This window comes from Pseudoclavibacter sp. CFCC 11306 (assembly GCF_008831235.1).
Classification (GTDB): Bacteria; Actinomycetota; Actinomycetes; order Actinomycetales; family Microbacteriaceae; genus Pseudoclavibacter_A.
In genome coordinates this window covers 607322-626436 of sequence record NZ_WBKF01000001.1, presented here as the reverse complement: position 1 = coordinate 626436, position 19115 = coordinate 607322, and the positions used below count along the sequence as shown (strand labels likewise).

General features: G+C 66.5%; 18 protein-coding genes and 1 pseudogene. 9 read left to right on the top strand and 10 right to left on the bottom strand.

Annotated elements, in window-relative coordinates; translation table 11 throughout:
• Positions 1-84: 84 nt before the first annotated feature.
• Both thrC and F8O09_RS02740 read left to right on the top strand, forming a co-directional pair.
• Positions 85-1512 (top strand): threonine synthase, encoded by a 1428-nt coding sequence (gene thrC, locus F8O09_RS02745; protein ID WP_158054429.1) that lies wholly within the window; start codon positions 85-87, stop codon positions 1510-1512.
• Between the two features lie 69 nt (positions 1513-1581).
• Positions 1582-3159 (top strand): cryptochrome/photolyase family protein, encoded by a 1578-nt coding sequence (locus F8O09_RS02740; RefSeq protein ID WP_158053855.1) that lies wholly within the window; start codon positions 1582-1584, stop codon positions 3157-3159.
• Here the strand turns inward: F8O09_RS02740 and surE are convergent.
• The 4 genes and pseudogenes from surE to F8O09_RS02720 form a co-directional block, all read right to left on the bottom strand.
• Positions 3140-3901 (bottom strand): 5'/3'-nucleotidase SurE, encoded by a 762-nt coding sequence (gene surE, locus F8O09_RS02735; protein ID WP_158053854.1) that lies wholly within the window; start codon positions 3899-3901, stop codon positions 3140-3142. The genes F8O09_RS02740 and surE overlap by 20 nt on opposite strands.
• Positions 3879-4934: a PfkB family carbohydrate kinase gene (locus F8O09_RS02730; RefSeq protein ID WP_225732825.1), complete on the bottom strand. Its 1056-nt coding sequence runs from the start codon at positions 4932-4934 to the stop codon at positions 3879-3881. Before F8O09_RS02730 ends, surE begins: the two co-directional genes overlap by 23 nt.
• 29 nt (positions 4935-4963) lie before the next feature.
• Positions 4964-5158, bottom strand: a pseudogene (locus F8O09_RS10645) (hypothetical protein); the annotation flags it as partial.
• A gap of 17 nt (positions 5159-5175) precedes the next feature.
• Entirely contained in the window at positions 5176-5949 is a 774-nt protein-coding gene (locus F8O09_RS02720) for a hypothetical protein (RefSeq protein WP_158053853.1), read from the bottom strand.
• A 214-nt stretch (positions 5950-6163) separates the two neighbouring features.
• Between F8O09_RS02720 and F8O09_RS02715 the strand changes: the two genes are divergently transcribed.
• From F8O09_RS02715 to F8O09_RS02700, 4 genes are all read left to right on the top strand, one after another.
• Positions 6164-6907, top strand: a complete 744-nt coding sequence (locus F8O09_RS02715; RefSeq protein WP_158053852.1) for a TetR/AcrR family transcriptional regulator — start codon at positions 6164-6166, stop codon at positions 6905-6907.
• A complete protein-coding gene (locus tag F8O09_RS02710; protein WP_158031123.1) occupies positions 6904-7770 on the top strand; it encodes a 3-hydroxyacyl-CoA dehydrogenase in 867 nt (288 codons plus the stop codon). The genes F8O09_RS02715 and F8O09_RS02710 overlap by 4 nt, the downstream gene beginning before the upstream one ends.
• A 171-nt stretch (positions 7771-7941) precedes the next feature.
• Complete coding sequence (locus F8O09_RS02705; RefSeq protein WP_225732824.1) at positions 7942-9465, top strand: amino acid ABC transporter substrate-binding protein/permease; 1524 nt, start codon at positions 7942-7944, stop codon at positions 9463-9465.
• Positions 9462-10235, top strand: coding sequence for an amino acid ABC transporter ATP-binding protein (locus tag F8O09_RS02700; protein WP_158031124.1), 774 nt, complete (start codon positions 9462-9464; stop codon positions 10233-10235). Before F8O09_RS02705 ends, F8O09_RS02700 begins: the two co-directional genes overlap by 4 nt.
• A 4-nt stretch (positions 10236-10239) precedes the next feature.
• Here the strand turns inward: F8O09_RS02700 and F8O09_RS02695 are convergent, their stop codons facing one another.
• Positions 10240-11637 carry a peptide synthetase gene (locus tag F8O09_RS02695; protein WP_158053851.1) on the bottom strand — a complete coding sequence of 466 codons (1398 nt, stop codon included), beginning with the start codon at positions 11635-11637 and terminating at the stop codon, positions 10240-10242.
• 89 nt (positions 11638-11726) lie between these two features.
• Here F8O09_RS02695 and F8O09_RS02690 point away from each other — a divergent pair, with 89 nt between their 5' ends.
• A complete protein-coding gene (locus tag F8O09_RS02690; RefSeq protein ID WP_225732823.1) occupies positions 11727-12572 on the top strand; it encodes an alpha/beta fold hydrolase in 846 nt (281 codons plus the stop codon).
• Here F8O09_RS02690 and F8O09_RS02685 read toward each other — a convergent pair.
• The 5 genes from F8O09_RS02685 to F8O09_RS02665 all read right to left on the bottom strand — a co-directional run bounded on the left by F8O09_RS02685 (position 12560) and on the right by F8O09_RS02665 (position 17194).
• Positions 12560-13903, bottom strand: coding sequence for an MFS transporter (locus F8O09_RS02685; RefSeq protein WP_158053850.1), 1344 nt, complete (start codon positions 13901-13903; stop codon positions 12560-12562). The two genes, F8O09_RS02690 and F8O09_RS02685, sit on opposite strands and share 13 nt — an antisense overlap.
• A gap of 288 nt (positions 13904-14191) precedes the next feature.
• A complete protein-coding gene (locus F8O09_RS02680; protein ID WP_158053849.1) occupies positions 14192-15229 on the bottom strand; it encodes an arsenic resistance protein in 1038 nt (345 codons plus the stop codon).
• On the bottom strand, positions 15223-16341 hold the full coding sequence (locus tag F8O09_RS02675) for an NAD(P)/FAD-dependent oxidoreductase (protein ID WP_158053848.1): 1119 nt from the start codon (positions 16339-16341) through the stop codon (positions 15223-15225). The genes F8O09_RS02680 and F8O09_RS02675 overlap by 7 nt, the downstream gene beginning before the upstream one ends.
• 101 nt (positions 16342-16442) lie before the next feature.
• Positions 16443-16847, bottom strand: a complete 405-nt coding sequence (locus F8O09_RS02670) for a phage holin family protein (protein WP_225732822.1) — start codon at positions 16845-16847, stop codon at positions 16443-16445.
• A 5-nt stretch (positions 16848-16852) separates the two neighbouring features.
• Complete coding sequence (locus F8O09_RS02665; RefSeq protein ID WP_192497526.1) at positions 16853-17194, bottom strand: DUF488 domain-containing protein; 342 nt, start codon at positions 17192-17194, stop codon at positions 16853-16855.
• Between the two features lie 90 nt (positions 17195-17284).
• On the opposite strand from F8O09_RS02665, the gene F8O09_RS02660 reads away from it, so the two are divergent.
• Together F8O09_RS02660 and F8O09_RS02655 are read left to right on the top strand one after the other, a co-directional pair.
• Positions 17285-17890, top strand: a complete 606-nt coding sequence (locus F8O09_RS02660; RefSeq protein ID WP_158053847.1) for a hypothetical protein — start codon at positions 17285-17287, stop codon at positions 17888-17890.
• Positions 17891-17892: 2 nt separating this feature from the next.
• Entirely contained in the window at positions 17893-19107 is a 1215-nt protein-coding gene (locus F8O09_RS02655; RefSeq protein ID WP_225732821.1) for a glycerate kinase, read from the top strand.
• The last annotated feature ends 8 nt before the right edge of the window (positions 19108-19115 follow it).

The window sequence follows — 19115 nt, the reverse complement described above, 5'->3', positions numbered from 1 at the left end:
ATCCTTGAGTGGCAGCCGTACGAGCGCCGTCTATCGAAAGGCACGAACCGCATGACCGAGGGAATGATCGACCACCAGACCGATCTGCAGTACGTCTCGACACGAGGGGGCATGCAGCCCGCGACGTTCACCGAGGTGCTGCTCGACGGTCTCGCCCCCGATGGCGGGCTCGTGGTGCCGCAGACGATTCCCCAGGTGAGCGCCGAGCAGCGCGAGTCGTGGCGTTCGCTGACCTACCCGCAGCTCGCGGCGAAGGTGATCGCGCTCTACGCGACTGACATCCCGACGGCCGACCTCGAAGTGCTCACTGCCAAGGCCTACGGTCCCGAGCGCTTTCCCGACCCCGTCGTGCCGCTGACGCCGCTGGACGACCGCACGGTACTGGTCGGGCTGTCGCAGGGGCCGACCATGGCCTTCAAAGACCTGGCGATGCAGTTTCTCGGCGAGGCGATGCCCTATGTGCTGGCCCGTCGAGGTCGCCGCCTCAACATTCTGGGCGCCACGTCGGGAGACACCGGCTCAGCAGCCGAGCACGCGTTCCGCGGCAAGCCCGGCATCAGCGTGTTCATGCTCTCGCCACAGGGCCGCATGAGCGATGTGCAGCGCGCGCAGATGTACTCGATCACCGACGACAACGTGCACAACATCGCCATCGACGGAGTCTTCGACGACTGCCAGAACATTGTGAAGGCGATCAACGGCGATGCACAGTTCAAGGCCGACCAGGCCATCGGCGCCGTCAACTCGATCAACTTCGGCCGAATCAGCGCACAGATCGTGTACTACTTCTGGGCGTGGCTGCGTGCGACGGATGCAGTGGCCGAGTCCGACCGCGCCGAGGCGATGCTCTCGGTGGCCGTGCCGTCGGGCAACTTCGGCAACATCTACGCCGGGCACCTCTCGCGCAGCATGGGGCTGCCGATCGACCGTCTGATCCTCGCCACCAACGAGAACAACGTGCTCGACGACTTCTTCCGCACCGGTGTGTACGTGCCGCGTTCGCGCGAAGAGACGCTGGCCACGTCGAGCCCCTCGATGGACATCTCGAAGGCGTCGAACCTCGAACGCTTCATCTGGGAGCTGCTGGGCACAGACGCATTCCCCGAGCGCTGGGCCGAGCTGCAGCGCACCGGTCGCCTCGACCTCAGCGCCGAGCTGCCGCGCCTGCACGCCGAATTTGGCTTCATCAGCGGAACCAGCACCCACGCCGACCGGCTCGCCAGCATCCGATCGACCTATGAGCACAGCGGCGTCGTCATCGACCCGCACACCGCTGACGGGGTCACGGTGGCGCATGAACTCGATGTGCCCGGCCTGACCCTGGTGCTTGAGACGGCGCTGCCGGCCAAGTTCAGCGACACGGTGCACGAGGCGCTGGGCGATGACGTCGACGTGATCTCGCCCGCCGTGCGTGAACTGCTGCAGCAGCCTCAACACGTCGTCGATCTGCCAGATGATGTGGATGCCGTGCGTACGTACCTCGAGGAGCACGCGCTGACGGCGCAGGTCTGAGTCTGCGCAGCTGACGGCGCGAGGTCCGCACCAGCGGAGCTTACTTACCAGGTGAACTAAACTGGGGTCATGACGACTCTGGTGTGGTTTCGAGACGATCTGCGGGTGAGGGACAACCCGGCGCTGCTGCAAGCGTCTCGCGACCCGGAGGGCGTCGTCTGCGTCTACCTGCTCGATGAGCAGAGCCCTGAGACTCGCGCATTGGGCGCAGCGGCGAAGTGGTGGCTGCACCAGTCTCTGATGCGCCTCGGCGAGCGGCTGGCCGAGCTCGGTGCGCCGCTGCTGCTCGAGCGCGGAGCCGCCCGTGAAGTGATTCCGCGTCTCATCTGGGGTGCTGGCGCTGGTGCTGGCGCACACGCTGAGGTCGGTGTGCATGTCGAGGCTGGTTCGCACACAGATGGTGGCGCGAACGTCGACACCGGGGCGACGCAGATCACCCGGGTCGTCTGGAACCGGCGGTACGGTCCAGAGAAGGCGATCGATGCCGATCTGAAGCTCCGGCTGCGCAACGCAGGCGTCGCCGTGCAGTCGTTCGCTGCGAATCTGCTGCACGAACCCTGGACCGTGCAGACGAAGACCGGGGGAGCGTACAAAGTCTATTCGCCCTTCTGGCGAGCCTGCGGCGAACTGCCCGTTCGCGCTCCGGCGCCGGTGCCCGACCATCTCACGCCTGCATCCATCGAACTGCCGACGCAAGACGGAGGACGTGAGCGGTCTGCCAGCACTGCCAACTCTGCCAGCTCGGCCGCCGAGACGTTCTCGACGACGCTTGCGAGCTGGAACCTGCGGCCGAGCGCTCCCGACTGGTCAGCGGGCCTCGCGGATCGGTGGACACCGGGAGAGGACGCGGCCCATCGACGGCTGTCGACCTTTCTGGGAGAGGAAGCGTCCTATGCTGCCCCGGGAAGCTCACAGAGACCTGCGCCGATTGACGAGTATGCCGAGCACCGTGACGAACCTGCCGACGACGACGCGGTCTCGGGGCTCTCGCCACACCTGCGCTGGGGAGAGATCAGCCCGGCGACGGTCTGGCGGCAGGCCATCGCGAGCGGTCGGTCGGTCGGGACGTTCCTGAGCGAGCTCGGCTGGCGGGAGTTCGCATGGCACACGCTCTTTCAGCATCCCGATCTGGCGACGACCAACCTCGACCGCCGATTCGATGCGTTTCCGTGGCGAGCCGGGGCGAGGCAGGCCGCGGATGCCGCAATGTCTGCCGCAGAGAACCCTGAGCTGCGGGCCTGGCAGCAGGGCCGCACAGGGGAGCCGCTCGTCGACGCCGGTATGCGCGAACTCTGGCACACCGGCGTCATGCACAATCGCGTGCGCATGGTGGCCGCTTCGTATCTGGTCAAGAATCTGATGGTCGACTGGCGGGTCGGGGAACGCTGGTTCTGGGACACGCTCGTCGATGCGGATTCGGCGAGCAACCCCTTCAACTGGCAGTGGGTTGCCGGGTGCGGGGCGGACGCTGCGCCCTACTTCCGAATTTTCAACCCCGAGACCCAGCGGCGTCGGTTCGACCCGCAGGGAGAGTATGTCGACCGGTGGCAGGCGAGGCAGCCCGAGATCGAGCCGCTGGTCGACCTGCGCGCGAGTCGTGCGCGTGCGCTCGCAGCCTATGCCGAACTCACACGGGCGCCTCGGTGATACCAGTGATCGAGGTGACGGTGACGCGCCCGGCCGCGAGCAGAGCTGCGTCAGAGCCGGCGATCGGCAGATCATCTGGGTCGGCGATCATCAAATGGACGTGGTCGCCCTGACGTTCTGTCATGGTGGTGTGCACGATGCCGAACGGCGCCAGTGTCGCCGAGACCGCTTCGAGGCTCTCAAGCCGGCCGGGCGCGGCGTTGGGAACGTTCAGGTTCAGAACGGTGCCCGGCGCGCTGTTCGCGACCCTGGGCAGCGCCGCCCTGACGGCGTCGGCGGCCGTCGCCCAGTGCGGATGCTCGCGCGAGTCGGCGACCGCCAGCGAGACCGCGAGGCCGCGGGCGCCGTTGACCCCGCCGGTGAGTGCCGCACCGACCGTGCCGGAGTGCAGGATGGCCCGGCCGATGTTGGCTCCTCGATTGATGCCGGAGAGCACGAGGTCGGGAGGCGGGCCGAACGCCTCATGGGCGGCGAGCAGCGCGATGAGGGCAGGTGCTGCGAAGACAGTGAAGGCCTCAGCGTCAAGATCGGCGAGCTCTCTCGGCTCGACGCGAATGCTGCCGTGCCCGCCTGCCGCAGTCACCGCTGACGACTCAGAGGCGTTGATCGATGCGCTGCTGCCGCTCGCCTCTTCTGGTGGGGCTGCGACGACTACGTCGTAGCCAGCGGCTCTGGCGGTGCGAGCCAGCGCGACGAGGCCGGGGGAGTCGATGCCATCGTCATTCGTGATCAGGGCTCGCATCGCTCGGCCCCTTTCGGATCAGTCGGGCCAGCTGGACGGGTGACAGTCGTACGCGCGGTTCTGGCGCGTCAGCGGCGAATGGCGAGATCTGCACGAACCTGCTGAGGTCGATGATGGCCGAGCGGTCTCCGGTGCCGAGCCCGTGCCGCGTGACGCTGAGCGCGCCTGCGGCGGCTCCGATGACTGCAGCCTGTTCGACCGACTGCTGCTGCGCCAGGCAGGCGGCCACCGCCGCAGTGAACGAGTCGCCGGCGCCTGTGGTGTCGAGCACTGCCATGCGTGGGGCGGTCACCTGCTGCACGGCATCACCGGAGAGCATCAGCAGAGGCAGCTCTGCGCGTGTGACGAGCACGACATCGGCGCCGTGGTCTTGGATCGCACGCATAGCCCTGAAGATCTCGACCGGCTCGGTCGACGAGACGCGGCGGTCGGCGAGCAGCTCGTCGTGGCTGATCTTCACAATGTCGACGCCGCCCTGCAGAGCGGCGTCGAGACGCGGGCCGGCCAGATCGACCATGACCTTGGCAGCTCGGTCGCGCAGGTCGGCCGCCAGACGCCGGTAGACGTCGGCAGGCAGCGCTCGGTCACCGTGCGGGCCGCTGAGCAGTACCACGTCGGCGCTCAGAGCGGCTCGCAGAGTCTGCCCGTAGAGCGTATCGAGCGCATGGCGATTGATCGGGTCGCCGCCGGTCTCGACGATGTGCTGGCGGTGGCCGGTGCGCCGGTCGTGGATGTAGGCGGCTCCCTGGCCGGAGCGCTGCACGGCGCGCAGATCGAAGCCCTCATCTGTGATCAGGTGCTGCAGCACGCGGCCCGTCTCACCGGCGAAGCTGGCACAGAGAATCGGGGTCGCCCCGATGACCCGCACCATGCGGGCCTGCCAGACTCCTTGGCCGCCGGCATGCAGATGAATGTCAGGTTCGCCGGCCTGCTCTTCGACGGTGATGGTGAGCAGCGGAGACGGCGCGAAGATCACAACGCTGCCGAGAGGCTCGGCGGCGAGCCGCGTGTGCAGTTCGTTCGTGTCGCTCACGGGGGCCTCCCTCCGCGCTTTTCACGATGCTATGCGGTGTGCCGCACCTGTGTCGAGAGGTTCCGTGAGATCAGTCGACCAGTGCGCTTTGTCCAGACCTCGAAGGGCCAGGTCTGGAAAGGGAAGGTCGACATGGCGAGTCCGGCGATGACGACCCAGATCTTCCACCGGAACCACACGCCGACGAGCAGGCAGACGGCGACGAAGACCAGCCAGGTGATGCCGTGCGTCCAGTCACACGCTAAAGGTGCCGAGTCGTCAGCAGAGTGACGAGGTTCATGGTCGACCGCTCACGATTCGCTCGGTCTTCGTTCCAGGTGTAGAGCAGTACCTCGTAGAAGACCTCGCCGGGAGGAAAGACGAAGGCGACTGCACGTCCGGGCGAGACGACCACCGGCACTCCGTTGATCGGCGTGCAGATCGGCTGTTGGTCGGCGGGGAACTGGTCGGCGTACGACGCGCAGCTGTTCTGGGCGGCCGAATCGGCATCCGGAGTCGTCCAACGGAGCGTGACCGGTCTCAGCTCAGGCCGACCTTCGTTTGAAGCGGCAGGGAACTCTATCGGATGCTCTTCGTTCGCCGTTTCGGAATACCAGTGAGCGGCGATGCCGACCGAAACCGTGCCGTAGCCTCGGTGGTCCCATGTGGTGACCTTTTCCAGCTCTGCTTCTGCGGCATCCGAAATCATGTAGTTGCAGGCATAGGCACCTGTCGTGATGTTCCACGGCTGCTGATCTTCGGCAGCGACGAATGTGCGCTCTTCGACGGCGTTGGTGACTTCTGCTGCCGAGAGCAGGCACTCATCCTGCCAGGGGATCTCCGTGCGAGCGGCCGCAGTCTCTTCCGGCGATGAGGATTCCATACTTTCGGCTGTCGGACTCTGCCCGGCAGCGGACATGCAGCCAGAGAGGCAGAGCGCGCAGGTGAGGGTCAGCAGCACCAAGAAGGCAGCCGGACGGTGCAGCGATGCACGGTGTGCGGCCTTGGGAAGGGACTCAGCGCGGTCTCGACTCATGACGGGCAGTCTACGTGCTCTGTAGGGGCTGGTGTGGCTGAACCTCTGGCTCGCTGAAGCGTGCGTGTGAGCTGACGGGCGACTCGCGAGCTGGTTTGCAGGTATCGAAAGCCATCAAAATATGAGTACACTCAGAAATGAGCAGGCTCACTAGGATTCTTGAGGAGTCTGCGCGTACACGAGGTGTCGGCTGCGCAGATCCTGGAGGTGGGAAATGACGGTGACCAAAAGCGAAGGTCGAGTCGCTCGTCGCAAACGAGAGACGCTCGGGCGCATCATACACGCGGCCGCAGAGCTCTTCGACGCACAGGGCTTCGACGCCACGACGACACAGCAGATCTCCGAGCGTGTCGACATCGCCGCAGGCACGCTGTTCCGCTATGCGGCCACCAAGTCGGAGCTGCTGCTGCTCGTATACAACGAGCGGCTGCGCGAGGCCTTGGCCGCGGCAGAGCGCGCCATGGACGCAGAGGCCGAGACGACGGAGGCTCTTCTCGCCTACGCCGTGTGCATTCTGCGGGCGGCCGCAGACCAGCCACGCAACACTGCGCTCTTCCAGCGTGAGCTCATCTTCGCCGATGCTGACGAGCCATACCGTGCCGAGGGTCTCGCACTCGTCGAAGAGATGGAGCACCGTCTCTGTGATCGTTTGATGGCCGATCTCGACGACCAGACCAGAGCGGGCGACGCTGAGCTGTCGGCCACGGCATCCGCCTGCCTTCAGCCGGTCGCCCTGCAGGCTGCCCGCAGCATCTTCGCCGATCTGCACGTGCTGCTGATCCAGCCGCACCGCGCCAGTGACGCACTGAACAACGACTTCGCCGATCTGCGACTGCAGGTGGCCATGATCGTCGACGGGCTCCGCGTGCGCGCCGTCGAGATCTGCGCCTCGACCCCGGTCAGCACGATCGACGTCAAGACCAACGATCCAAAGAAAAACCGAAAGGAACCATCATGACCAGCAACATCACCAACGTCACCGTGCTCGGCACCGGCGTGCTCGGATCGCAGATCGCCTTCCAGAGCGCCTACGCCGGGTTCACTGTGACCGCTTATGACATCAGCGACGAGATTCTCGAGCACGCGAAGGCGCGATTCGCCGGCCTCGCCAAGGTCTACCAGCAGCAGGTCGACGGGGCAACGGAGGCCCAGACCGATGCGGCTCTGTCTCGTCTGAGCGTGAGCAGCGATCTCGCGGCCGCGGTGGCCGACGCAGATCTGGTCATCGAGGCCGTGCCCGAGGCCGTGGCGATCAAGCGCGACACCTATCAGAAGCTGAGCGCCGCGGCACCGGCGAAGACCATCTTCGCGACGAACTCGTCGACCTTGCTGCCAAGCGACATCGTGAGCGCGACCGACCGCCCCGACCGCTTTCTCGCCCTGCACTTCGCCAACGAGATCTGGCTGCACAACACGGCCGAGGTCATGGGTACTGAACAGACCTCGCCTGAGGTCTTCGACCGAGTCGTCGCCTACGCCAAAGAGATGGGCATGGTGCCGGTCCCGCTGCACAAAGAGAAGTCAGGGTACGTGCTGAACTCGCTGCTCGTGCCGCTGCTCGACGCAGCGCTCGAACTGGTCGTCTTCGGCTACTCCGAGCCCGCCGACGTCGACAACGTCTGGCGGATCGGAACCGGCGCGCCGATGGGCCCCTTCCAGATTCTCGATGTGGTGGGTCTGAACACTCCGTACAACATCATGGCGCATGGCGACGAGCGCAAGCAGCAGATCGCCGCCTGGCTGAAAGAGAACTACCTCGATCAGGGCAAGCTCGGACGGGCCTCGGGGGAGGGGTTCTACTCCTACAACGACGCCCAGTGACATCACACCTGCTTTCGCAGGGGCTGTCGCGGGGCCACGTCACTGAGGCCTGATCCACCTCGGTGATGCAGTGGGGTGCGTATACTGTGCCGCAATACGCACTCGACGAGACGACCCTCTCGACGACGCCGAACGACACCGAACGGCGTCGCCGAGAAGACGGAGGAACTGATGGCCTGCGATCAGGAGACCGGATTCGGATCACGGCCGGGTGAATCTGCGGGCCGTGCTCCATGGGCCATGCTCATGGCGTTCGCCCTCGCGCTCTTCACGATCATGGCACTGGTACTGCCCGGGGCGTCGTCAGCTCACGCAGACGACAACCCGGGCAGTGACAGCCCTGTCGCCGGCCGTACCTTCCGTGTGGCGACCGACACGACTTTCGCCCCCTTCGAATTCAGAGATTCGTCGGGGCAGATGGTCGGCATCGACATGGATCTCATGCGTGAGATCGCCAAACGAGAAGGGTTCGACGTCGAGATCCAGTCGCTCGGCTTCAACGCCGCGCTGCAGGCGCTGTCATCGAACCAGGTGGATGCGGTGATCGCGGGAATGTCGATCACCGACCAGCGCAGACAGGTCTACGACTTCACCGACCCGTACTTTCAGAGCGGCGTCCAGATGGCCGTCGCCAAGAGCAACGAAGACGTGCACTCCTACGACGATCTGCGAGGCAAGACCGTCGTGGTGAAGACGGGCTCCGAAGGCGAGGCGTACGCCAAGTCCATTCAGGAGCAGTACGGATTCAAACTCGACGGCGTCGACCAATCGGCGACCATGTACGAGAAGGTCAAGTCGGGCAACGCCGTCGCCGTCATCGACGACTACCCGGTGCTGGCCTATGGCATCGCGCAGAACAACGGGCTGAAGACCGTGACTGACAAGGTGCCCGGCGGCGACTACGCGGTCGCTGTGAACAAAGGCATGAACACCGAGTTCGTCGACGCGTTCAACCGTGGGCTGGCCTCGATCAGACAGGACGGCGAGTACCAGCGGATCATCGATCACTACCTCGCCGACCCCGAAGCCAACGCCGCTGGACAGGGCGGGCTGCTGCAGCTTGCCAAACAGGCGTTCCCCGCACTGATGCTCGGCCTGCGCAACACCGTGATCATCACACTCATCTCATTCGTCGTGGCCATGGTGCTCGGCTTCGGCTTCGGGCTGATGCGCGTCGGCACCAGTCGCGTGCTCGACTGGATCGCCAAGATCTATGTGGGCATCTTCCGGGGCACACCGCTGCTGGTCTGGGCGTTCTTCTTCTACTTCGGAGTTCCACAGCTCATCGGGCATCCGGTGAACATCTGGATCGCGGGTGTGCTGACCTTGGCGCTGAACTCGGGCGCGTACATCACCGAGATCATCCGCGGGGCGGTGGGATCGGTCGATCCCGGTCAGCTGGAGGCGGCCCGATCGCTCGGCCTCGGCTACGGTAAGTCGATGCAGCGCGTCGTCATGCCGCAGGCGGTCAAGATCGCCACACCCTCGCTGATCAACCAGCTGGTCATCATGGTGAAGGACTCCTCGCTGCTGCTCGCCATCGGCTTCGGCGAACTGCTCTACCAGGGGCAGCAGATCTACGCGGCGAACTTCCGTGTGACTGAGACCCTGCTGCTCGTCGCCATCATCTACCTGGTGGCGATCACCCTGCTGACCTGGCTCGCCAATGTGATCGATCGGAGGATCAACCGATGAGCGACGAACCGAACAGCGTCACCACCAGCGACACCGAGCTGCCCGTACGCATCGAGGTGCGCGACCTGAAGAAGACCTTCGGGTCGAACGAGGTGCTGAAGGGCATCTCGATGACGGTGCGATCCGGCGACGTGGTCAGCATCATCGGCACTTCGGGGTCGGGCAAATCGACGCTGCTGCGATGCCTCAACCGTCTCGAGACCCCGACGTCGGGCACCGTGGTCGTGAACGGACACGACATCTCGGGCGCGAAGGTGAACATCGACGAGGTGCGCCGCGAGGTGGGCATGGTGTTCCAGCACTTCAACCTCTTTCCGAACATGACCGTCGCCGAGAACATCGAGCTGGCGCCCAGAGAGATCCACCACGTGAGCAAGACCGAGGCCCGCAGCATGGCTCTCGAACTGCTTGACCGGGTCGGGCTGGCCGACAAGGCAGACGCGAAGCCGACATCCCTCTCAGGCGGTCAGAAGCAGCGCGTGGCGATCGCCCGGGCGCTCGCGATGAAGCCCGAGATCATGCTCTTCGACGAGGCCACCAGCGCGCTCGACCCCGAGATGGTCGGCGAGGTGCTGCAGGTCATTCGCGAGCTGGCAGCCGAGGGCATGACTCTGCTGCTGGTGACGCACGAGATGGGGTTCGCACGCGAGGTCTCGAACCGTGTGCTCTTTCTCGACGCCGGTGTGGTCGAAGAGCAGGGGGCACCCGAGCAGATCTTCGCGCACCCGCAGAGTGCGCGCCTGCAGACGTTCCTGTCGAAGGTGCTCTGAGGTCTCAGCTCGCTCGGTGCTCCACGGCATCGTGCATCGTGCGATCCTGCAGACGGTGCACGACGGCCTCGAGCCAGGCGCGCACGCTCTCGCGCGCCTGCGGGGTGTCGGGGTAGCGGCAGCGCAGATGCATGCCGGTGGGGCTCACAACGAACCAGATCATCACGCCGTCGACTCTCAGCGACGCAGACACGTACTGCGTCGCGAGGTCTGCCGGCAGCTGTACGGGCAGCCTGCGGGTGTCGAGCCATGAGACGGCGAACATCCCGGGCCCGGCGGGCATGCCTCCGCGCGGCTCGAAGATTCCGGCCAGCGGCGTCGCCGCGAGTCGGAGTGCGTCTTTGACATCGCGAGCACACGCGCGGGGATCGTCCGACGCGCATTCGATCACCGAGTTGGTCACGAACCAGCCGACGGAGTCGTGCCAGCGCGGTTCGTACCGACTGTGCACCGGGAAGACCGCACGCAGCGGCCGCCCGGTCATGGCGAGGGTGACTCCGGCCAAGTCGGCGAGCACCATGTGCAGCAGTCGGACTCCCAGGGCCGCGGCCTGCGTCGAAAGCATCTCGAGACGGTCGGCGTCGAGGATGTCGCGCACCTCGACCACCTCTGGCACCGCGTGCCGCAGGACGCCGAGGTCGAGCGGCAGCGTGGGCAGGAGTCCGTCTCCGGCTGCCAGGATCTCGGCCCATCGTTCGAGCACCTCGGGTGTGGCCGCCGGGCGTGCGGCGAGGGCTGCGGTGTGATCGGCGAAGTCTGGGGCTTCGTCGAGCGATGCGGATGCTCCGGCGGCATCGGTGGTGAGCGTGGCGGCCGGTCGCCCGGTCTCGAGCCGCATCAGCACGTCGTGCTCGACCGCAGACGAGTCGAGCGCCGCCAGCAGGTCTCGGGCGAGCAGCAGCACCGACCACATGTCGACATGAGAGTGGTCTGAGCCGATCACCACGGTCTGCGCGGAGTCTGCCGCATCGCTGGACGGATCGATCAGCACTAGGCGATGAGACGGACGCGAGCAGGGGCGGCAGTGCGCGTCCAGGATCGCATGCACGGCATCCCTCGTCAGCTGCCCGCCCGAGCGAGGATGCTCATGCCAGCTGCCGGCGCCCACCGCATGTTCGGTCAGCTGCAGGGTTCCGTCGTCTGCGCGTGAGAACACCGTGCGCATGGTGCCGTGCCGACGCACCACGTCGAGCCAGGCATCGCCCAGCCGCTCTGCGGTGACCGGATGAGGCAGACGGAAGGCGAGCGCCATCCAGGAGCCTGGCCGCTCGCCCTCGCTCACATGACGTCGCTGATCGAACGAGATCGGCACGTGCTCTCGCACCACCGCGCCCATCGTCACGGCATAGTGGCGCACGCGGCCCGCGGGCAGCGTGACTCGGGTGATGTTCGTCAGACGCACGTTCTGACTGTACCGCGTCGTCGCGCGCTATTCTGGTGTGAATCTCACGTGCTGTCACCTCTGCCGACACGTGGAGAAGACGACTGGGAGTGACCGTGCCCGTGCTGGAGCTGAGCGACGCGAAGATCGACTACGACATCAGTGGCGACGACGGGCCGCTCGTCGTGCAGCTGCACGGCCTCACTTCGTGCCGCGAGCGCGATGCGCGTCTCGGGCTCGACCACGGGCGGGCGCTTCGCGACCACCGCGTGCTGCGCTACGACGCCCGCGGCCATGGGCGTTCGACCGGATCGCTCGAAGCGGCCAGCTATCGCTGGAGCCGGCTCGCCGACGACCTGCTTGCGCTGCTCGACCATGTGGCGCCGGGTGAGACCGTGCACGGGGTGGGGCAGTCGATGGGCTGCGGCACGCTGCTGCACGCGGCCGTGCGTGATCAGTCACGCTTCGCCAGTCTGACCCTGGTCTCACCGCCGACGGCCTGGGACACCCGACGAGCACAGGCGAAGAACTATCTGGCCAGCGCCGAGCTGGTGGAACGCGCCGGCATCGAGGCGTTCATCGCGCAGGGGCACAGGAACGTGACGCCGCCGGCGCTCGCCGATGTGCCCGACACCCGGCCGGCGGTGGCAGAAGGGCTGCTGCCGACAGTGCTGCGGGGTGCCGCCGAAGCGGATCTGCCGAATCCGGCATCCCTCGCGGGCATCGCCACCCCGACGCTGATTCTCGCCTGGATCGCCGACCCTGCTCACCCGATGACGACGGCGCAGGCGCTCAACGCGCTGATCCGGGGCAGCCGGCTCGTGGTCGCCCAGACGCCGTACGGCATCATGGCGTGGCCGGGGCTCTTCGCAGAGCACGTGGCCACCCATGATGCCGCGGTGCTGCAGGCTCCGCAGCAGGAGACGCCGCAGAGCGTCGCCGGCTACCTGCGGTAGTCGACGTCTTTCGTCTCACGACAGGTGAACAGCGCCATGAGACTGAGCACGGCCATCAGGCCGAGATAGAGGCCGACGTTCTGCACACCGTTTCGGGCGAGCGCGGTGGCGATCGACGGGGCGAACGCTGCACCGACGATGGCGGCCAGGTTGTAGGCGATGCCTGAACCGGTGTACCGCACATGTGCCGGGAAGAGTTCGGGCAGGAACGCGCCCAGCGGGCCGAAAGCGGCGCCCATCAGCAGGAATCCGACGCACAGGAACACCATCACGGGGGCGACGCTGAGGTGCCCGAGCATGGCGCCGAAGAAGCAGCTGAAGACGACCATGCCGGCTGAGGCGAGCGTCAGCACCTTCTTGCGCCCCCAATGATCGGCGAGTACGCACGAACCGACGATCGAACCCGCGAACACCACCACCGAGATCATCAGCATGGCCAGATACTGCCGATTGCTGAAGCCGAGCGTCTTCGTGCCGTAGGACAGCGACCACGTGGTGAGCATGTAGAAGAGCGTGTACGTGACGGCGACGACGAGCGTGCCCTGAACGACGGCACGCCAGTGGTCATGCATCGTGGTCACCAGTGGCGCCTTGACTGTGCGGTTCTGCGCGGCGGCGAGCTTGAACACCGGAGTCTCCTCCATCGTGACGCGAACCCAGAGACCGATCACCACGAGCACTCCGCTGAGCAGGAAGGGCACGCGCCAGCCCCAGGCCAGCATCTGATCATGAGAGCAGACCGTCTCAAGCAGCAGGAACAGGCCGTTGCAGAGCAGGAAGCCGATCGGAGCGCCGAGCTCGGGGAACGAGCCGTAGAGCGCGCGGCGGTTCGACGGGGCGTTCTCTGTGGCGACCAGTGCGGCGCCAGACCATTCGCCGCCCAGGCCGATGCCCTGGCAGAACCGGCAGAGGCACAGCAGCACGACCGCCCAGACGCCGGCCTGAGCGAACCCGGGCAGCACGCCGATCAGCACGGTTGCGACGCCCATGGTGAGCAGCGAGACGACCAGCGTCGTCTTGCGGCCCAGACGGTCGCCGAAGTGGCCGAAGAGCAGTGAACCGAACGGGCGGGCCACGAATGCGACCGCAAAGGTCAGCAGTGAGGCGAGCACGCCGACGGTCGCGCTGGCCTGTGGAAAGAAGACCGTGGGAAAGTAGTTGGCCGCGGCGGTGCCGTAGGCGTAGAAGTCGAAGAACTCGATGGCGGTGCCGATCATCGACGCGGCGATCACCTTGCGTGCGGAGTCTCGCTGCAGGCCTGCCGCGGTGGCGGCAGGCGCGGTCTTCGGCATTCGGCCTGCGGTCGTCTGCTCATCCAGTGTGCTGGACATTGTCGTGTTTCACCTTTCACATCCTGACTGCGGCACCGGTTGGTGGGGCAGAGAAAAGGCCCTGTCGCAAAGACAGGGCCTGGATGTGCGCATCGATGATTACGCCTGTCGGGCTCTGCCTTCGCAGGCGAGCCCGAGCAACTTGTGTTCGATCATTCCGCCGACGAGTGGGACGGAATAATAATTCGTGCGGATGCGACGAACGACGTCTTGCGTACCATCATGGCGGAACCTCCTCTCGAACACTTGGTCAGCTGTCAACGACAGCCGACAGTCGCACAGTATAGGTCAGGATGCGTACGAACGCCAGGTCAGGCGCGTCGTCGGTGCGGCCGGCCGGCGGGAACGCTGCCGGAGCAGCAGCTGTGTGATCACCGTCAGATGCGGGAACTCGACGAGCATGCCGAGCACGATCGCTGCCTGGACGACGGGCTGGCCAGGCAGCGCGACGGCTGTCACGGCGAGCATCGTCGGTGCGTTTCGGGCCGAGGTGGTCATCGAGAGCAGCGCATGCGCCGAATAGGGCAGACGAGTCAGATGTGACACGCCGGTGACGAGCCACCACGAGACCACGAAGAACACGAAGACGGTGACGAAGACGAGGCCGAAGGCAGCCGGATGTTGAACGACGGTCGACCCGTTGGCCGCGAACAGCGCCAGAATGAGCGCGGCGATCACGGGTGTGACGAGGTGGTCGAGCACGCCCAGGATGCGTTCGCGCACGTCGGCCGGAGCCGTCAGTCGCAGCGCCGCGCGCACAGCCAGAGCACAGAGGGCCGGCAGTGCGAACCACTGCAGCAGCGCCGGCCCGATCTCTGCCACGGTCGAGATCACGCTGGCACCGGTGAGCCAGCTCAGGTACACGGGGTAGAGCGAGAGCTGCGTGACCATATTGATCGGAATCAGCGCCGCACCCGTCACCGTGTCGCCATGTGCCAGCCGTGTGAAGCCCAGAAACCAGTCGGTGCAGGGAAAGAGCAGGTAGATCATCACGCCCAGCCGCAGCAGGGGATCGTCCGGGAGCACGAAGGAAGTCATCCCGAGGGCCAGCACCGGAACGACCACGAAGTTCATCGCCCAGGCCAGAGCGATGAGCGGCGCGCTGGGGCGAATTCGCTGAGGTGCCGTGTCAGAGACGTCTGCGCGGCGGCCGACGGGCAGGGTGACGAAGAGCATCGCCACCAGCAGGAGCACCAGCGGATCGGTCAGCTCCCCGGCGACCGCAGAGGCCGTGGTCGAGACGCTCGCGATGATGCTGCCGACCGCCATCGCGAGCACCGGCAGCAGCGCCGTGACGACTGTCGCGGGGTGCAGGCCCTTCAGCATGCGCAGCTCGTTCCGCAGCAGGAGAGATCGTCGAGCAGCATGCCCTGCTCGCGCCAGAGATCGAGCGCCGAGCAGTCGCGGCCGGCCCGCTCGCCGATCACGCGGGCGACATGGGCGAAACGCTGTCGATACTTGTAGACGAAGCAGAATCGCTCGTCGTCGTGCCGCAGCGCCGGTCCGGTGAGGAACAGACCAGGGGTGACGGTCGACTCGTCGTGCTCGGTGAGCAGCGGCCAGCCGTCGTCGCGCCGGTCGAAGAGCTCGGATGCGGGACCGAGCCCTGGACCGTAGCCGGTGGCCGCGATCGGCGGCGTCTCGCTCAGCACCGCGGGACCGCGCGAGGTGCTGACGCGAAAGCCGGTGCCGTGGCGTACCACGGCGGTGGCGCTCGCATCTCGCAGCTCGAGGCGGCCGGTCTCGAGGGCGGCGCGCATGCGGATGCGGGTGCGCGGGGCGAGCCCGAACGACGGGTCGGCCTGTCGATCGCCGTCGACTCCGTGGCCCCACGGTCGCTCGGCGTCGATGACCGACACCTCGGCACCTCGCTCGACGTGATGGCAGGCGATCTCGATGCCTGACTCGGCGCCGCCGATCACCGCGAGACGTCCGCTGCGCTCGGCCCAGGCATCCGTATGCGACGAATGGGTCAGCAGATGCTCGCCGCGGATGCCGGGCAGGCGCGGCTCACTGCGTTCGCCGCCCGCCCAGATCAGCGTGCGAGAGCGGCCGCGCCCACGGTCGGTCTCGATCTCGAAGCCGTCGTCGGTGGGCGTGATGCGCTGCACTCGGGTGTCTTCGGCGACCGGCACGCGGAAATGCGAGACCAGCGAACGGAGGTAGCGCGCGTAGCCGGGGCCGTCGGGGTAGTCGACGCCCAATGTGAACGCCGGAGAGGTGCTCGGGTGCACCGAGTTGAGGTCGGTTGCGCCGAAGCCGTTGCCGGTGAACGACGGCGTGAGGAACCGCTGTTCCGGGTGCCAGTCGTGAAAGGTCTGGCCGATCTGCCCGGCGTCGATCAGCGAGACCTCGAAGCCGTCGATCGCGTTGGCGGCGACCGCCATGCCCACGCCGGCCGGGCCCGCTCCCACGATGGTTGCGTCGATGACGTGCATGGAACACCACTCTCATAACTAATGCGAATAGTTCGCAATAGTAGTGTGGCGTGTCGGTCGTGTCGAATTCTCGGTGATGTGGATCCTCGGTGACGTGGGGCTCAGTCGCGAGAGCCGATGCCAACTGCCCGGGCGACCAGCTCGACCAGCCAGTTGGCGAAGCCGAGCACGATCGCGCCGAACACCGCTGACCACCAGAAGCGATCGATGGTCAGCCCCCAGCCCCAGGAGCTGCTGATCAGGCTGGCCGTCCAGAGCAGCAGACCGTTGAGCACGAACGACCAGAGTCCCAGCGTCACGATGTAGAGCGGGATGCTGATGAAGCGCAGCACGGTGCCGAAGAGTGTGTTCACCAGGGCGATGATCGCCGCTGCCAGCAGGTAGGTCAGGATGCTGTTCATCGGAGGCTCGCCGGCGAACGGGACCACGGCGATGCCGGGCACGATCGCAGCGGTGATCCAGAGGGCGACTGCGGTCAGCACCGCCTGCGTCACGAAGCGGATCATCGCCGTCACCCCTGCAGAAAGTCGCGCAGCACGAGGGCGTGGTTCACCTTCGGGTCACGGGCGGCGTAGAGCAGGGTCACCGTCGGGTGCTCGCGCTCGACGGAGCGCAGCTGGTCGACGGCCGGGTTCGCTTCGAGCTCCTGCCGGTACCGCTCGGCGAACTCGTCGAGTCGAGCCGGGTCATGGTTCCACCAGGTGCGCAGCTCAGGCGACGGTGCGGCGTCTTTGAGCCACAGGTCGAGGTGCGCACGCGCCTTCGAGACTCCTCGGGGCCACAGACGATCGACCAGAACCCGGAACCCGTCGCTCTCGGCGGGCTGTTCGTAGATGCGCTTGATCTGAAACATCAGTGAGCGTCCTCTCTCGGCTTTCGCAGCCTGATTCCACCGTAGCCCGTTCGACCCGCGGGGCATATGATCCGGCTAGGCTGAGCAGACATGAGCGATGAATCAGCATCCCCAGCCACAGCGGGCAGATCTTCGACGCGAGCGGCCGGAGCCCCAACACCAGCGAGTGAATCTCCAGCGACGGCCGAGTCGTCCCTGCAGCAGCAGGACGAGCAGCGGGCAGCGGCCGCATCGCGACTCAAAGAGCGCATCTACATCACCTTCACAGCGCTCGTCGTCGTGCTCACGCTGGCATCTCACGCCGACGTCACCCCGCAGCAGGCGGTCACCACGCTGATCGTCACCGTCATCGGCTCGGTGCTGGCCATGTTCCTCGCCGAGATTCTCGCCCACTTCGTGACGCATCAGCGCATGTTCACCGCGAGCGAGGCTCGTCACGCCGCATCGACCTCGGTCGGGGCGACCACGGCCATCGCCCTGCCGATTCTGATGCTTCTGGGGGCTTGGGGCGGCATCTGGACACTTGAGATCGCGCTGCGCTCTTCGACCGTCCTGTTGATCCTCTGGCTGGTGGGCATCGGCTTCGCCGCCGTGCGACGCCTGAAGCTGCCGGCCTGGCAGAAGCTCCTGGTGCTGGTGGCCGAAGCCGCACTGGGGCTGCTGGTGGTCGGTCTCGAACTGATGGCACACCACTGATCATGACGACTCGATCTGATTTCGCCGACCGAGCGCTGCGCGTGCTGGTCGCCCCAGACAAATTCAAAGGGTCGCTCAGCGCGGCCGAGGCGGCGCAGCTGATCGGCCGAGGCATCAGCATGGCCCTGCCCGATGCGCAGATCACGCTCAAGCCGATCGCCGACGGGGGCGAGGGCACGGTCGACGCCTTTCTCGAAGCCGGAGCGACCGAGCACACCGCCCAGGTGCACGGGCCGCTGCCCGATCAGGGGCGCGTGAGTGCACGGTGGGCGACGATGGGCGACACCGCGGTCATCGAGCTGGCGCAGGCCAGCGGCCTGCATCTCGTACCGGCAGAACTCGACCGAAGCGACGGAGGCCACCCCACACCGGAGCAGGCTCTCGCAGCGAACACGCGCGGTGTCGGCGAGCTGATCAGGCTGGCCCTCGACGAAGGCTACCGATCACTCGTGATCGGCATCGGCGGTTCGGCGAGCACCGATGGAGGCTTCGGATGCATCACCGAGCTCGGTCTGCGCGTCGTCGATGCACAGGAGCACGTAATCAGCGACGTGCGCGATCTGGACCGCATCAGCCGGGAGCGCACCTCAGGCGGGATGCGCTTCGACACGGCCGAGCTCGATCCGAGGCTCGCCGAGACGGCGATCGTGATCGCGAGCGACGTCACCGCGCCGCTGGTCGGGCCGCAGGGCGCGGCTCAGGTGTTCGGCCCGCAGAAGGGGGCCGACGCGGACGCTGTGGTCACGCTGGAGGATCGGCTCACGCTCTGGGGCTTGCTGCTGGAACACGAGACCGGCACCGAGGTGCGAAACGTCGAGGGCGCAGGTGCCGCCGGCGGGTTCAGCGCGCCGCTGATCGCCCTGCGCCTCGCCGAAGTGCGCTCCGGTGGTGACGAGATCGCCGATCTGTTGGGCATCTCTGATGCGCTCGCGCACACCGACGTGGTGGTCGTCGGAGAGGGGTCGCTCGACGAGCAGTCGCTGCAGGGCAAGGGGCCAGTGCAACTGGCTCGCAGCGCAGCCGCCGCAGGGGCAACCGTCGTGGCGATCGCGGGGCGCAGCACGCTCGACGACGCGCAGCAGGCACAAGTGGGCATCCGCCGTCTGGCGACGCTCGTCGACCGCGCCGGCTCACCGGAGCGGGCCATGCGCGACGCGGCCGCTCTGCTGCCGCAGGTCGCCGACGAGGTCTTCGCGACACTCGCCGCTCAGCGATGATCGCCGCT

Coding starts and splice junctions, on each gene's coding strand:
- F8O09_RS02740 (WP_158053855.1), top strand. CDS start 1,582: ATGACGACTCTGGTGTGGTTTCGAGACGATCTGCGGGTGAGGGACAAC.
- surE (WP_158053854.1), bottom strand. CDS start 3,901: ATGCGAGCCCTGATCACGAATGACGATGGCATCGACTCCCCCGGCCTC.
- F8O09_RS02720 (WP_158053853.1), bottom strand. CDS start 5,949: ATGAGTCGAGACCGCGCTGAGTCCCTTCCCAAGGCCGCACACCGTGCA.
- F8O09_RS02715 (WP_158053852.1), top strand. CDS start 6,164: ATGACGGTGACCAAAAGCGAAGGTCGAGTCGCTCGTCGCAAACGAGAG.
- F8O09_RS02710 (WP_158031123.1), top strand. CDS start 6,904: ATGACCAGCAACATCACCAACGTCACCGTGCTCGGCACCGGCGTGCTC.
- F8O09_RS02705 (WP_225732824.1), top strand. CDS start 7,942: ATGGCCTGCGATCAGGAGACCGGATTCGGATCACGGCCGGGTGAATCT.
- F8O09_RS02700 (WP_158031124.1), top strand. CDS start 9,462: ATGAGCGACGAACCGAACAGCGTCACCACCAGCGACACCGAGCTGCCC.
- F8O09_RS02685 (WP_158053850.1), bottom strand. CDS start 13,903: ATGTCCAGCACACTGGATGAGCAGACGACCGCAGGCCGAATGCCGAAG.
- F8O09_RS02680 (WP_158053849.1), bottom strand. CDS start 15,229: ATGCTGAAGGGCCTGCACCCCGCGACAGTCGTCACGGCGCTGCTGCCG.
- F8O09_RS02675 (WP_158053848.1), bottom strand. CDS start 16,341: ATGCACGTCATCGACGCAACCATCGTGGGAGCGGGCCCGGCCGGCGTG.
- F8O09_RS02670 (WP_225732822.1), bottom strand. CDS start 16,847: ATGATCCGCTTCGTGACGCAGGCGGTGCTGACCGCAGTCGCCCTCTGG.
- F8O09_RS02665 (WP_192497526.1), bottom strand. CDS start 17,194: ATGTTTCAGATCAAGCGCATCTACGAACAGCCCGCCGAGAGCGACGGG.
- F8O09_RS02660 (WP_158053847.1), top strand. CDS start 17,285: ATGAGCGATGAATCAGCATCCCCAGCCACAGCGGGCAGATCTTCGACG.
- F8O09_RS02655 (WP_225732821.1), top strand. CDS start 17,893: ATGACGACTCGATCTGATTTCGCCGACCGAGCGCTGCGCGTGCTGGTC.